The 15286-nt window shown below is 32.7% G+C and carries 12 protein-coding genes; 11 read left to right on the forward strand and 1 reads right to left on the reverse strand.

Annotated elements, in window-relative coordinates:
- Positions 1–123 precede the first annotated feature (123 nt).
- Positions 124–423, reverse strand: a complete 300-nt coding sequence (gene hpf, locus BMY96_RS14355; protein ID WP_092853405.1) for a ribosome hibernation-promoting factor, HPF/YfiA family — start codon at positions 421–423, stop codon at positions 124–126.
- A gap of 168 nt (positions 424–591) precedes the next feature.
- Between hpf and BMY96_RS14360 the strand changes: the two genes are divergently transcribed.
- From BMY96_RS14360 to BMY96_RS14410, 11 genes are all read left to right on the forward strand, one after another.
- Positions 592–1179, forward strand: coding sequence for a non-canonical purine NTP diphosphatase (locus BMY96_RS14360; RefSeq protein WP_092853407.1), 588 nt, complete (start codon positions 592–594; stop codon positions 1177–1179).
- Positions 1180–1234: 55 nt separating this feature from the next.
- Positions 1235–3460: a RelA/SpoT family protein gene (locus tag BMY96_RS14365; protein ID WP_092853409.1), complete on the forward strand. Its 2226-nt coding sequence runs from the start codon at positions 1235–1237 to the stop codon at positions 3458–3460.
- A gap of 172 nt (positions 3461–3632) precedes the next feature.
- Complete coding sequence (locus BMY96_RS14370; protein ID WP_092853411.1) at positions 3633–4091, forward strand: Fur family transcriptional regulator; 459 nt, start codon at positions 3633–3635, stop codon at positions 4089–4091.
- 9 nt (positions 4092–4100) lie between these two features.
- Positions 4101–5375 carry an adenylosuccinate synthase gene (locus BMY96_RS14375; RefSeq protein WP_092853413.1) on the forward strand — a complete coding sequence of 425 codons (1275 nt, stop codon included), beginning with the start codon at positions 4101–4103 and terminating at the stop codon, positions 5373–5375.
- Between the two features lie 115 nt (positions 5376–5490).
- The gene (locus BMY96_RS14380; RefSeq protein WP_092853415.1) at positions 5491–7653 is read left to right on the forward strand and encodes an OstA-like protein; all 2163 of its coding nucleotides are present in this window, start codon (positions 5491–5493) and stop codon (positions 7651–7653) included.
- A gap of 44 nt (positions 7654–7697) precedes the next feature.
- A complete protein-coding gene (locus BMY96_RS14385) occupies positions 7698–8894 on the forward strand; it encodes an aspartate aminotransferase family protein (RefSeq protein ID WP_092853417.1) in 1197 nt (398 codons plus the stop codon).
- A gap of 145 nt (positions 8895–9039) precedes the next feature.
- A complete protein-coding gene (locus BMY96_RS14390) occupies positions 9040–10431 on the forward strand; it encodes a tetratricopeptide repeat protein (protein ID WP_092853419.1) in 1392 nt (463 codons plus the stop codon).
- A gap of 71 nt (positions 10432–10502) precedes the next feature.
- On the forward strand, positions 10503–11420 hold the full coding sequence (locus BMY96_RS14395) for a polyprenyl-phosphate transporter (protein WP_092853421.1): 918 nt from the start codon (positions 10503–10505) through the stop codon (positions 11418–11420).
- Complete coding sequence (locus BMY96_RS14400) at positions 11420–12436, forward strand: DUF368 domain-containing protein (RefSeq protein WP_092853423.1); 1017 nt, start codon at positions 11420–11422, stop codon at positions 12434–12436. The genes BMY96_RS14395 and BMY96_RS14400 overlap by 1 nt, the downstream gene beginning before the upstream one ends.
- The gene (locus tag BMY96_RS14405; RefSeq protein ID WP_092853425.1) at positions 12433–13173 is read left to right on the forward strand and encodes a shikimate dehydrogenase family protein; all 741 of its coding nucleotides are present in this window, start codon (positions 12433–12435) and stop codon (positions 13171–13173) included. The genes BMY96_RS14400 and BMY96_RS14405 overlap by 4 nt, the downstream gene beginning before the upstream one ends.
- 85 nt (positions 13174–13258) lie before the next feature.
- Entirely contained in the window at positions 13259–15217 is a 1959-nt protein-coding gene (locus BMY96_RS14410; RefSeq protein WP_092853427.1) for a DUF349 domain-containing protein, read from the forward strand.
- Positions 15218–15286 lie beyond the last annotated feature (69 nt).

A 15286-nucleotide genomic window follows, 5' to 3' on the forward strand; every position in this document is an offset into this window, starting at 1 on the left:
TATTCAGTTTTGAGTATTCGGTAGTTACTCAGGCTTATAATACTCCTTTTAAACAAAAAAAGATGACTAAACATAATGTTGTAGCCATCTTTTTCTTCGGTTTTAAGGTCTTCCTACTAAACGCTAATGTGTTTTATATATCTCTTTGCGCTTTTTAAGCTGTCGCTCTAAATCGCTTACTGTTTCCCTTACCGCAACTTCAAAATTATGTTCGTTAGACGTGGCAAAAATTCGAGGTCCTGGTAAGCTTAATTCAATATTACAAATTTTACCTTTATCGTGGTCTTTTTCATCTTGCTTAAAATGTACCGCAGCATTTATTAAAAACTCATATCTGTTAAACAATTTTTCTAACTTCTCCTTTGTGAATGATGAAAGTGTCTCACTTACATCCACGCCTACGTACTGAAAATTTACTGTCATAGTCCTTGTCTTTTAATGTTTAATTATTACCCCAATATACAGGTTTTTTACATAAGAAAAAGAAACAAAAATCATAAAATGGTGCTAAAATTTTATTTAGAAAAATAAAGGCTCCTGTTGTTATTTAAAATCAAGAAATAGTACTTTTGATGGTATAAAAAAAAATTTATGCAACTCGTTTTCGCAACCAACAACCTAAATAAGGTTAAAGAAGTACAGGCTTTAATACCTTCTGAAATAAAAATACTTAGTTTAAAAGATATAGAATGTTTTGAGGATATTCCTGAAACGCAAAACACTATAGAAGGTAATGCCATTCAAAAAGCCGAATATATAAAAACCCATTACGGTTATGATTGTTTTGCCGATGACACAGGTCTAGAGGTAGAAACTCTAAACGGTGCTCCTGGAGTTTACTCCGCTCGATATGCGGGCGAACAAAAGGATGCTAACGACAACATGAATAAATTGCTAGAAGCCTTGCAAAACGAAACTAATAAAAATGCGCAATTTAAAACCGTAGTAGCACTAAATATTAATAATAAAACACAAACGTTTACGGGAATATGCAAAGGTAGTATAACAAGCTCTAAACATGGCGATAAGGGTTTTGGATACGACCCCATATTTAAACCAAACAACTATAACATTACGTTTGCCGAAATGGATTTATCCACAAAAAACAGCATTGGACACCGCGGAAAAGCTGTTACTAAATTGGTCCAGTTTTTAAAACTTCTAAAAGAAAAAAAATAGCAAAAAAAGTAATTTCGATGTTGGCTATTAATTTTCTTTATCTTACTTTTAATTTATGACAGAGGAAGCTATAGAAAAAGAGAATGCCACTATTGCCAAAGCCTACAAAGAATTATTAAAAGTTAGTTATACCACGCTTTCTAACGACGACAAAAAACTAATTCGTAGTGCTTTTGAAGTAGCTTTAGATGGCCATAAGGACCAACGAAGAAAATCTGGAGAAGCTTATATTTTCCACCCTATTGCTGTGGCAAAAATTGTGGCGCAAGAAATTGGACTAGATGCAACTTCTATTGCCGCGGCTTTACTTCATGATGTGGTTGAAGATAGTCCTGATTATGAAATTAAGGACATTGAAAAAAAGTTTGGAAAAACCATTGCAACTATTGTCGATGGTCTTACAAAAATATCTTCCTTAAGTAAAGAAAAGGATATGGATGTATCCTTGCAAGCTGAGAATTTCCGTAAAATGCTCTTAACTCTAAATGATGACGTAAGAGTTATAATTATAAAAATTGCAGATAGGCTTCATAATATGCAAACCATGGACTCTATGCGTCCAGATAAACAAATAAAAATTGCATCTGAAACCCTATACATTTATGCACCACTAGCACATAGAATTGGTTTGTATAACATTAAAACCGAGCTTGAAGATTTAGGACTAAAATATACCGAGCCCGAAGTTTACAACGACATTCTTAATAAAATAAAGGAAAGCAAAGAAGAACAAGACGAGTATATTACTCAGTTTAGCGATGTTATAAAAAATTCGCTCGATAAGGAAAATTTACGATATAACATTAAAGGAAGACCTAAGTCTATTTTTTCTATTAGAAAGAAAATGACAAATCAAGGTGTTACCTTTGATGAAGTATACGACAAATTTGCTATTAGAATAATTTACAAGTGTGACGCAGACCCGCAGAATGAAAAGTTTATTGCTTGGAAAATATACTCCATAGTAACAGACCATTTTAGACCTAACCCTATACGTCTGCGTGATTGGATTTCATCGCCAAAATCAACTGGATACGAAGCCCTACATATTACTGTAATGGGGCCAAAAGGACGTTGGGTAGAAGTACAAATACGTAGTGAACGTATGCACGAAATAGCCGAAAAAGGTTATGCGGCTCATTACAAATACAAACAAGGTAACGAAAAAGAAGACAACTTAGAAAGCTGGATTAACAGGTTACAAGAAGCCTTAGAAAATCCAGACATGAATGCTGTAGATTTTGTTGAACAATTTAAACTCAACCTATACTCCAAAGAAATATTTGTATTTACACCTGGTGGAGATTTAAAGTCACTACCTAAAGGAGCAACTGCTCTAGACTTTGCCTTTAGCATACATACCGAAGTAGGAATGAAAACTCGTGGCGCTAAGGTAAATGGTAAACTAGAACCTTTAAGTCATATTTTAAAAAGTGGCGACCAAGTCGATATTTTAACTTCCGATAATGTAAAACCCAACCCTAACTGGTTAGATTATGCCACAACGGCAAGAGCTAGAAGTAAAATTAAATCGGCACTAAAAGAAGACAAAAAAATAATTGCTGAAGACGGAAAAGAAATACTACGTCGTAAATTAAAACAGTTAAAAATTACGCTAGATGAATCTTCCGTTAACGAAATGGTCAGTTATTTTAAGCTCAAAACCAGTCTCGACTTATTTTACAGAATTGGTCTTGGCTCCATAGATAATACTATGCTAAAAAGCTACGCTTCATCAAGAAGTAACGCTTTAATGAGTTTTATAAAAAATAAAATTTCTAGAAAGACAACCATCTCCAAAGATGACTTAGAAAAACAGGAAATAACATTAAAATACGATTCTATTGTTTTTGGAAAAAATGAAGAAACCCTGGATTATAAACTATCAAACTGTTGTAATCCAATCCCTGGTGATCGCGTTTTTGGCTTCTTAACCGTTAAGGAAGGCATAAAAGTGCACAAAAAAAATTGCCCTAATGCCGTAAGTTTACAATCCAATTACTCCTACAGAATCATGGAGGCTAAGTGGATAGACTCCTCTCAGCAAGAGTTTTTAGTTAAAATAGAATTAACAGGTATAGATCACATTGGACTTGTAAACGACATTACTAAAATTGTATCTGCTAACATGCACGTAAACATGAGAAGTATTAGTTTTGAAACTAATGCAGGTCTATTTTCAGGAAAAATTAATGTTGTTGTTAAAAATAACACCATTATTAGAAAACTTATTGAAAAACTTAAAAAAATTAACGGCATAGACAAAGTTAGGAGAGTTTAATTAAAAACATCTATTTTTGCTCAAACACTTTTTAATTAAATATTGTTAATAGTTTAACACATTTCCATGTCGCACTTGTGTTTATGAGATTGTAATCCTAAAAAATTAGTTAATAAATTACAATAACATATTCTAAACAGTCTATAAAAAAAGTGTAAATTTGCAACGAATTATGGATGAAAATATAGATTCGAAAAATCAAGAGATTGTTAAAAGCGTATTTACTAGCTTTTTAGAAACAAACGGGCATCGCAAAACACCTGAACGCTATGCCATACTTCAAGAAATTTACAATAACAAAGAACATTTTGATATAGAATCTCTATATCTTAACATGAAAAATAAAAAGTATCGTGTGTCTCGTGCTACACTATACAATACTATCGAATTACTTTTAGAGTGTAAATTGGTTAGAAAACATCAATTTGGCAAAAACCAAGCACACTACGAGAAATCTTATTTTGATAGACAACATGATCATGTTATACTTACCGATACTGGTGAAGTTATTGAGTTTTGTGATCCTAGAATACAATCTATAAAAAAAACTATCGAAGAGGTTTTCGATATTGAAATTAATAACCACTCGCTCTATTTTTACGGAAATAGAAAATCAACAACTAATAACTAATATTTTAAGATGGCAGTAGATTTACTACTTGGACTACAATGGGGAGACGAAGGCAAAGGAAAAATTGTTGACGTACTTACCTCTAACTACAATATTATTGCCCGTTTTCAAGGTGGACCAAATGCAGGACACACTTTAGTATTTAACGGTAAAAAGCATGTATTACACACCATTCCTTCAGGAATTTTTCATGACGATGCAACCAACCTTGTTGGTAACGGTGTTGTTATAGATCCTGTAATTTTTAAAGGTGAACTAGATAAATTAGAAGAACAAAATGTTGATTATAGAAAATCACTTATGATTTCTAGAAAGGCACACATCATTTTACCAACACACAGACTACTTGATGCTGCCAGTGAAACTTCTAAAGGAAAAGCTAAAATTGGCTCTACTTTAAAAGGTATTGGCCCAACATATATGGATAAAACCGGTAGAAACGGAATTCGTGTTGGCGATTTAGAATTAAGCGATTGGAAAGAACGTTATAGAGCATTGGCAGATAAGCATGAGTCTATGATTTCTTTTTATAATGTTGAAATTGAATACGATCTAAAAGAATTAGAAACCGAGTTTTTTAAAGCTGTCGAAGTTTTAAAATCTTTAAAGTTTATAGATTCTGAGGAATATATTTATCAAGCACAAAAATCTGGACAAACCATTTTAGCTGAAGGTGCTCAAGGCTCTTTACTAGATATCGATTTTGGAACTTACCCATTTGTTACCTCAAGTAACACCACTGCGGCAGGTGCTTGTACTGGTTTAGGTGTAGCACCTAATCAAATAGGCGAAGTGTTTGGTATTTTTAAAGCTTACACTACACGTGTAGGTTCGGGCCCTTTCCCTACCGAGTTATTTGATGAAGATGGTGCAACTATGGCTAAAGTTGGTAACGAGTTTGGAGCTACAACAGGACGCCCAAGACGTTGCGGATGGTTAGATTTAGTAGCCCTAAAATATGCTTGTCAAGTAAATGGAGTTACACAACTTATGATGATGAAAGGCGATGTACTTTCTGGTTTTAAAACCTTAAAAGTGTGTACCGCTTATAAATATAAAGGTGAAGTAATTGAACACTTACCATATAATATTGAACCTGAAAATGTTGAACCTATATATACTGATTTTAGCGGATGGAACGAAGACTTAACAGAAATGTCTGAAGCTTCACAAATGCCTAAAGCACTAAACGAGTATATTGAATTCTTAGAAAAAGAATTAGAAATTCCTATTACTATAGTTTCGGTTGGACCAGATAGAAAACAAACTATTTTTAGAAAATAATTTTCACCAACATACTAGTTACAAAAAAACGCTCCAAAACAATTTGGAGCGTTTTTTGTATCAAAACAATTATACATCATATTTATCGTTATTTTTGCTATAAATTATTTAAACTGTGAACAAACTACAGCTTTTACTTTTTACACTTATTATTGGTATAAGTTCCATAACAAGTGCTCAAGAACAAAAGAAAATTAAAATAGAATATGCTGGTAAACTAACCATTGACAATGAAAATTACCCCGGCGCTAAAATTTTAACACGAGATGATGCTCAACAAGTACATATAGAACATGGCGGTGCTAACATGTGGTGCGACAAGGCTATACATTACAGTAAAGACAACTTTATTGAAGCTTATGGTAATGTAAAGTTAAAACAAGGCGATACTATAAATATGACTTCTAAGTATATTGAGTACAGCGGGATTACCGAATTAGCGTTTGCAAGTGGCGATGTGGTTATGACAGACCCAAATTCCACCATTACATCAGATACGCTTTATATGGATCGCACAAGACAACAGGCATTTTACAGAAGCGGCGGAACGGTTGTAAAAGATTCATCGGGTACTATTACCAGTAAAATTGGAAGGTATTATATGGATCAAAAAAAGTATCAATTTGTCGAAGATGTTGTTTTGGTGAGTGAAGAATCAACCATAAATTCAAATTACTTCGATTTTTATTCAGACACCGGTTATGCTTACCTTTTTGGACCATCAACCATTACCACTGAAGAAAGTAAAACCTATTGTGAAAAAGGATTCTACGATACCGAAAACAAAATAGGATATGCTCTTAAAAAAGCTAGAATCGATTATGATGATAGAATCATTGAAGGTGATAGTTTGTTTTTTGATAATAATAAAAGTTTTGCTTCGGCTTCCAATAATATAAAAATTACAGATACTATAAATAACAGTATTGTTAAAGGACATTATGCCGAAGTATTTAAGGAAAAGGATTCTTTATTTATAACAAAGCGAGCACTGGCCATTACCGTTCAAGAAAACGATTCTATTTATATTCATGCCGATAAAATAATGGTTACCGGAAAACCAGAACATCGCATTATTAATGCATACTACAACGCAAGAATTTTTAAAACGGACCTTAGTGGAAAAGCAGACTCTATTCATTCCGATGAGAAAACAGGCATCACCAAATTAATAAATATTCCGCGTCTCTCTAAAGGCGATAAATTTTCAGTAGTACGAAAACCTATTCTTTGGAATTTAGAAAATCAAATGACGGGCGACACGATTCATTTAATTTCAAACCCTGAATCAGAAAAAATAGATTCTCTACTAGTATTCGAAAACGCCTTTGTTATAAGTAAAGACACGCTAAGCCAAAACGGATATAATCAAATTAACGGAAAGCGATTAGTAGGTTTATTTAATGACAAAAATGAATTAAACAAAGTAGATGTTACTAAAAATGCCCAGTCTATTTTCTACGCTAGAAACGATAAACAAGAACTTATAGGTATCGATAAATCTAAATCTGGAAGCATTTCTATTTTGTTTACTGATGGCGATATAGATGAATATACACGATTTAATCAAATTGATGGAAATTTATTTCCAGAATCTAAATTCCCTGAAAAAGAAAAATTCTTAAAAGGTTTCGATTGGCGAGACGATGAGCGTCCGCGTAGTGTTGAAGATTTATTTAAAGACGATCCGCCATTAAAATTAGCCGTTATAAAAGGATTAGAAGATTACATTCCTCAAGACGATTTCTTTGACCAGTCATTAAACGACCGTATTAATGCTTCTAAACGTATTTATAAAATCAATCCAAAAAAACAAAAAAGCTTATTGCTTTACCCAAATGATTTCGACAACCTAAAATGGATTAAAAACAATATTACAGTAATAAAAAATACAGAATATGCACCAAATGGTAATATGGAGGCAGACCAAATAAAAAACACCTCTAAAAAGGTTGGATTTATTACACAATCTATTAATGAAACCAATGGAAGTTTTAAATATTCTATTTGGCTAAAAGGACAAGGCCACGTTAAAATCAACCTTCAAGAAATGTACGGCGACTTTACCGTATACAATAAATTAGATGTTAATCTAACAACCAATTGGAAGTTATATGAAATTAATGCCACAAAAGAAAATGACGGCCATAAAATAAGGTGTGCAATTAGTAATATTGTTGAAGGCGACACCGTCTATTCTTGGGGAGCAACACTAATTAAAATACCTAAAGATCAGGTATCAATATCCCAACCAAAAAAAGATAACAACAAAAAATAACTTTTACAACCTTCTAAAAAAAACAGTTTCTCACAAACAATAACATGCAGGCAGATTTCAAAAAATACCAAGCCCAAACCTCACCACATCCTTTGGCTATGGAAATCTCACATGCCAACGGTTCTTATATTTACGATACCAACAATAAAGCTTATTTAGACTTTGTTGCTGGTGTTTCTGCTTGTCCTTTAGGGCATAATCATCCTAAAGTAGTTAAAGCTATTAAAAAGCAATTGGACAGCTATATGCATGTTATGGTTTATGGTGAATACATACAAAAACCTGCTGTAGAACTTACAAAACTTCTTTCAGAGCATTTACCCGAAAACTTAGAAAAAACCTATTTAACAAACTCAGGAACCGAAGCCATTGAAGGCGCTTTAAAACTAGCAAAACGTGCTACTGGGCGTAGCGAAATTATAGCAGCTAATAAAGCCTATCACGGTAACACTATGGGAGCTATGAGTGTTATGGGTTTCGAAGAACGCAAACAAGCCTTTAGACCGCTACTACCAGATGTAAAATTTATAGACTTTAATAACGAAGCCCATTTAAATAAAATAACCACAAAAACAGCTGGTGTAATTTTAGAAAGCATACAAGGTGGCGCTGGGTTTATTGAACCTACCCCTAACTACTTAGAAAAAGTTAAAGCACGTTGCGCTCAAGTTGGTGCTTTGTTAATTTTAGACGAAATACAACCAGGAATTGGTCGTACAGGTAGACTCTTTGGTTTCGAAAATTATAATTGCGTCCCAGACATTCTAGTTACAGGTAAAGGTTTAGGCGGAGGCTTACCTATTGGAGCGTTTACGGCATCGGGAAAACTTATGGACTTACTTCAAGATAATCCAAAACTAGGACATATTACCACTTTTGGTGGACATCCTGTTATTGCTGCTTCTGCCCTAGCCACGCTTAAAGAAATTACAGAAAGTAATTTAATAGAAGAAACCCTTGAAAAAGAAAAGTTGTTTAGAGAGCTGCTGGCTCACCCATTAATTAAAGAGGTAAGAGGAAAAGGACTAATGCTAGCGTTTTTAACACCTTCTGCCGAAATTACAAACGCTTTAATTCTAAAATGTGAAAAACTTGGTTTAATACTATTTTGGCTTTTATTTGAACCCAAAGCGGTAAGAATAACGCCTCCACTAACTATTTCGAAGGATGAAATTAAAGAAGGTTGCCAAATAATACTAGGTGTTTTAGATGAAATTCAACAAACAACAACCTCAAAATAACACTCTGATTATCAAAGAGTAAACTAAAAAACCACTCGTAAATCCTATAAATGTTCATTACTTTGTTAAAAACATTTATGCAATCTGGCCTATATCAAGAAATAGTAGCTTAAATTTATAATACTAGTAATTTTTAAATGTGCTTATGGAGTTTAGTCATGATGACAACAACAATTTGCCAATCACCAAGTTTGAATCGATGTTAAAAACAAACCATGTTTTGTTTTTTGACTCTGAAGAATTTGAAAATATTATTCACCATTACTTAAATCAAGGTAAAATTGCTTTAGCTAAAAAGGCAATTAAACTTGGCCTAGGTCAGCACCCAACATCTATTAATTTAAGACTTTTTAAAGTAGAAATTTACGTTTTTGAAGACAAGCTTCAAGAAGCTGACGATCTGCTAAACGAATTATATAGTATAGATCCTAGCAACGAAGAAATATACATTCAAAAAGCAAATATTTTCTCGAAAAAAGATGACCATGAACAGGCCATAAAAATACTTAAGGAAGCTGCTAAATTAGCAGACGATTTGGTAGATTTATATTCTTTAATTGGTATGGAGTATTTATTTTTAGACAACTATGAAGAGGCTAAAACCTATTTCATGAAATGTTTAAAAACCGATCCAAATGATTACTCGGCACTGTACAATGTTATTTATTGCTTTGAGTTTTTAAACCAAAACGAAGATGCTATTTCTTACTTAAATGATTTTTTAAACGAAAATCCTTATTGTGAAGTTGGTTGGCATCAACTAGGTAAGCAATATGTAACCTTAAAAGAATTTGAAAAAGCATTAACGGCATTCGATTTTGCTATTATTTCAGATGATACTTTTGTTGGGGCATACCTAGAACTTGGTAAAGTGTTAGAAGAGTTAAAACGTTATGATGAGGCTATAGCAAACTATACTATTACTTTAAATTTAGACGATCCTACCTCTTTCGCTTTACTTCGTATTGGTAGCTGCTATGAAAAATTAAATAAAGACGATTTAGCCATTCAGTATTATGACAGAACGGTTCATGAAGACCCACTACTGGACAAAGGCTGGATTGCTATTACAAAGTTTTATAATAAAAAAGGAAACTATCAAAAAGCGCTTTTCTTTATTAATAAGGCTATAAATATAGATTCTGAAAATGTAACCTACTGGAAGTTATATTCTCAAATAAACCACCGTTTAAGTTTTTATGAAGAAGCAGAACGCGGTTATAAAAAAACGATCGAGCTTGGAAACTACGAACTTAATACCTGGTTATCTCGTGGCGACTTATTAATTCAATTAGGTGAGCCACAAGCTGCAATACTAAATTTTGAACAAGCCATAGAGTTTTATCCTGAAAACGCCGAACTAGAATACCGCCTAGCAGGTTTATTTTTTCTTTTAATGGAAAACGACAAAGGTATTTTTCATCTTAAAAACGCGTTAAAACATAATAAAGATTATGCTTTTATAATTGACGAGCTTTTCCCTAAGGTATCCAACAAATTGTTGGTTAAAAATATCCTTAAACAAATTGAAAAGTAAGCGGTTCATCTCGTGCTAATAATTTTTTTTTAGTGACCAATTGTATACCTTTGGTTTTCTTATAAAATATTATGCAAAGAAACCTAAAAGATTACCTTATTATCTCCTTTAAAGGATTAGCCATGGGCGCTGCAGATGCTGTTCCTGGAGTTTCAGGAGGCACAATCGCTTTTATTTCTGGAATTTATGAAGAACTCATTTCTAGCATCAGCAATGTTAACGCAGCACTTTTTAAAACCCTATTCAAAGATGGCTTAAAAGCCTTTTGGAAACAGGCAAATGGTAATTTTCTGTTAGCACTATTAACAGGAATCATAATTAGTTTTGTTTCCTTTATGAAACTGGCTAAATATTTACTAGAGTACCATCCCGTTTTAATATGGTCCTTCTTTTTCGGACTTATTGTGGCCAGTATTTATTTTGTTGGTAAACAAATTACAAAATGGAATTTAGGCACTATAGTCGCTCTAGTTATTGGTGCTGCCATAGCCTTTTATATAAGTAAATTACCGTCTTTAGGCACTAACGAAAATCCTTGGTTTTTATTTATAGCAGGAGCTATTGCTATTTGTGCTATGATATTACCAGGTATTTCTGGTTCTTTTATATTAATTATACTTGGTGCGTACAAAACCCTTAGTAATGCCATACACGACCTAGATTTAAAAAAAATAGTCATATTTGCTGCAGGAGCTGTAATAGGTTTATTAAGCTTTAGCCATGTTTTAAAATGGCTCTTTAAACATTATCATAACATTACTTTAGCGGTATTAACAGGCTTTATTTTCGGGTCGCTAAATAAAGTTTGGCCATGGAAAAAAACATTATCCTGGTACACAGACTCTAAAGGTATAGAAGTGCCCTTGTTACAAGAAAGCGTATCGCCAATAGCCTTTGAAGGTCCAAATCAAATGATGTACGCCATAGTACTAATGCTTCTGGGTTTTTTAACTATTTTTATTCTTGAACGCGTGGGCTCTAAAAAATAATGCAAAGTACAAGAACATTAACAGATAAAATTTTTCTAATCTTAAAAGGGTTAGGTATGGGAGCTGCCAATAAAGTTCCTGGAGTTTCTGGTGGTGTTGTGGCTTTTGTTGCTGGGTTTTACGAAGAGTTTATCTACTCCTTAAAAAAAGTAAATAAAACGGCCTTTAAGTTATTATTTAACGCACGTTTTAAAAGCTTTTATAAATATATTAACGGTCGTTTTTTAAGTCTGCTTTTTCTAGGTATGGTTGTTAGTTATTTTAGTATCTCTAAAATTTTAGACTACCTAATAAAACATTATGAACTCTATATTTGGAGTGTCTTTTTTGGCATGATAATAGGTTCCATTTATTACATAAATAAAGATTTTAAAGATTGGAATTTTAAAACTTACACCTCTTTAGCTATTGGCATATTGCTTGGTGTGGGTATTAGCTTTTTAAACCCAGCTAAAGAAAATGATAACCTGTGGTTTGTTTTTTTCTGCGGCATAATTAGCGTTTCCGGAATGACCTTACCAGGATTCTCAGGCTCTTTCATTCTTATTCTTCTGGGAAATTATGTATTGCTTTTAGTAGATTCTGTAAATGCATTATCCGATACATTTACAGAAATAATAAGCGGCGACTTTAGCTTTCTTGACAATACAGAACGCATTAGAATGTTAAAAGTGCTGGTGGTTTTTACCTTAGGCTCGGTAACCGGTTTAGTAACCTTTTCTCATATACTAAGTTATATCCTAAAACACTACAAAAGCATTACTCTTTCTGCCATAATAGGATTTATTATAGGCTCTTTAGGTGTAGTATGGCCCTGGAAAAAAACAATTTATAAACTAGACGAATCAGGACATTTTTTATTAGATTCGGCAAAAGAAAAGGTTATTGAAAATTACCAACGTTTCATTCCTGGTTTAAAAACAGAAACTTATTATGCTATTGGTTTTATTTTCCTTGGAATAGTAATAGTTTTGGCATTGGAATGGTACGGACAAAAAACAAGAAAAGCAACATGAATAAATTAGGTTTATTAGGTAAAAACATATCTTACTCCTTCTCGAGAACATATTTTAAAAAGAAATTTGAAAATGAAAATATCAAGGATACTTCATATGAAAATTTCGATATTAAAAACATTGATTTATTTCCTTCGATAATTAAAGAAACCGAAGGCCTAAAAGGCATGAACGTTACCATTCCTTACAAAGAACAGGTAATGCCTTTTCTAGATAAAATAAATAAAAAAGCAAAAACTATTGGCGCCGTAAACACCATAAAAATCACAAAAAAAGGCAAGTTAGTTGGTTACAATACAGATTGCTTTGGTTTTAAAAACAGCATTAAACCTTTTATAAAACCGCATCATAAAAAAGCTTTAATTTTAGGTACAGGAGGTGCTAGTAAAGCTGTTGCTTTTTCGTTAAATGAAATGGGTATTTCTTATTATTACGTATCTAGAAGTTTAAAAAACGGTGTAACGTTTACCTATGATACCTTAACAGAACAAGACATAGAAGAGCATCAAATTATAGTAAATTGCACACCATTAGGCACTTTTCCCAACATTCAAGAGTGCCCAAATATTCCTTATAACGCCATTACAAAAAACCACATTCTTTTCGATTTAATATATAACCCAGAGGAAACCAAGTTCTTAAACCTTGGTAAACAAAATAAGGCCACCATAATTAATGGTTTAAATATGCTTAGGCTACAAGCCGAAAAATCTTGGTCTATTTGGGGGCTTAAATAAAGAGTTAATACTGCTTTGTAAATACTATACTTGTTAGTATCTTTAATGACGAAAGTAATTTTGACGAACCTTAACATTTTTTATAATGTCTGATATTAATAAACCTGAACAAGTAGACGGAAACGAAGCTTTAAAACCTAATGACGATTCTACTCCAATAACCGATAATACCAACGAGGAAGTAACCTCTGACACACCCGAAGTTGAAGCTCAAACTTCCGGCCCGGATCGAAATGATGGAGAAAATCATGACGAGGTCTTAAATGAAATTGAAGACTCCAATGCTGAAGATGCCGAAGACGAGGGTAATAAAGACCGCCATACTATTGAGGTAAAAGCATACGATACCATGTCGTTAGAAGCTTTAGCTATTGAATTAGAAAAACTCATTAAAAATGAAAAGGTTCAGGCTATTAAAACACATGTTGATAGTATTAATGCGGAATTTAAAACAAAATTTGAGGCTTTAGTTGAAGAGAAAAAAGAAGACTTTATAAATGATGGTGGAAACGAGATAGATTTTTACTACTCCTCGCCTGTTCAAAAAAGGTTCAAGGAAGCATACAGACAATACCGCAAAAAAGTAAATGACCACTATAAAAGTTTAGAAAAAAACTTAAAGCAAAATCTAGCAGATAAACTTGAAATTATTGAAGAATTAAAGGGGCTTATTAATGTTGAAGAAAATATAAATACCACCTACAAACACTTTAAAGAATTACAAGAACGCTGGAGAAATACAGGTCCTATTCCTAGAGACAAATACAATAATGCATGGAATAGTTACCACCACCATGTCGAGATATTCTACGATTTTTTAAATATTAATAGAGATTTACGCGATTTAGATTTTAAACACAATCTAGAAAAGAAATTATTAATTATCGAGCGTGCCGAAGAATTAGCCAAAAGTGATGATGCTATGCGTGCCTTTAGAGAGTTACAAGAACTTCATAAAATGTGGAAAGAAGAGCTTGGACCAGTATCTAGAGAACATCGCGAAAGTATTTGGGAGCGTTTTAAAGCGGCAACAAAAACAATTAACGATAAGCGTCAGGTTTATTATAAGGAAATAGATAAGATTTACGAGAAAAATCTAGAACACAAACTAGAGATTATTGCAAAAATAGAAGAGATTGCCAAAGAGGAAAATAACTCTCATAATGCATTACAAAAAAGAATTAAAGCCATCGAAGCGCTAAGAGAAGCCTTTTTTAATGCAGGGAAAGTGCCAATAAAAGTAAATGAGGCTACCTGGGCAAAATTTAAAGACGCTGTTCGCAGGTTTAACCGACAAAAAAACGCATTTTATAAAAATCTTAAAAAAGATCAATATAAAAACTTACAGTTAAAACTAGATTTAATTAAAATTGCTGAGGATAATAAGGATAGTGAAGATTTTGAAGCTACTACGCCTTTAATGAAAAAGATTCAAAGCGATTGGAAAAAAATTGGTCATGTACCAAGAAAAAACAGCGATAAAATCTGGAAACAATTTAAAGCAGCTTGTAATCATTATTTCGATAGAATTCATGCCAGCAGAAATGCCGCTAGCCAAGAACAAGTTGATGCCTACAATAAAAAGACCGAATTTATAAGTAGTTTAAACGACTTAGAATTACCTGAAGATAAAGAAAAAGGCATCGAACTTATTAAAGAGAAAATTAAAGAGTGGCAAACTATTGGTCGCGTACCAAACGATAAACGTTATATTGATGGTAAATTTCAAAAATCTATTGATGGCTTGTTAACTAAATTAAAAGTTGACAAAACTGAAGCCGAAATGATTAAATATGAAAACAAACTAGATAGTTTAGTTGACCCGAACGATACCAGAAATTTAGATAACGAACGTAATTTTATTAGAAAAAGAATAGACGAAGTAAAAGGGCAAATTAATCAATTGGAAAACAACTTGCAGTTTTTTACTAATGTCGATGACGACAACCCGTTAGTAAAAGAAGTACATACCAATATAAAAAAGCATAAAGAAGAATTAAAAGTTTGGACATCGAAGCTTAGAAAAATAAAAGAATTGTATTAAAATTCGTTTTTAAATTCAAAAAAAGCCTCATAATATCATTATTATGAGGCTTTTTACTTCTTACTGTTT

Source organism: Algibacter pectinivorans (assembly GCF_900112595.1).
Lineage (GTDB): Bacteria > Bacteroidota > Bacteroidia > Flavobacteriales > Flavobacteriaceae > Algibacter_B > Algibacter_B pectinivorans.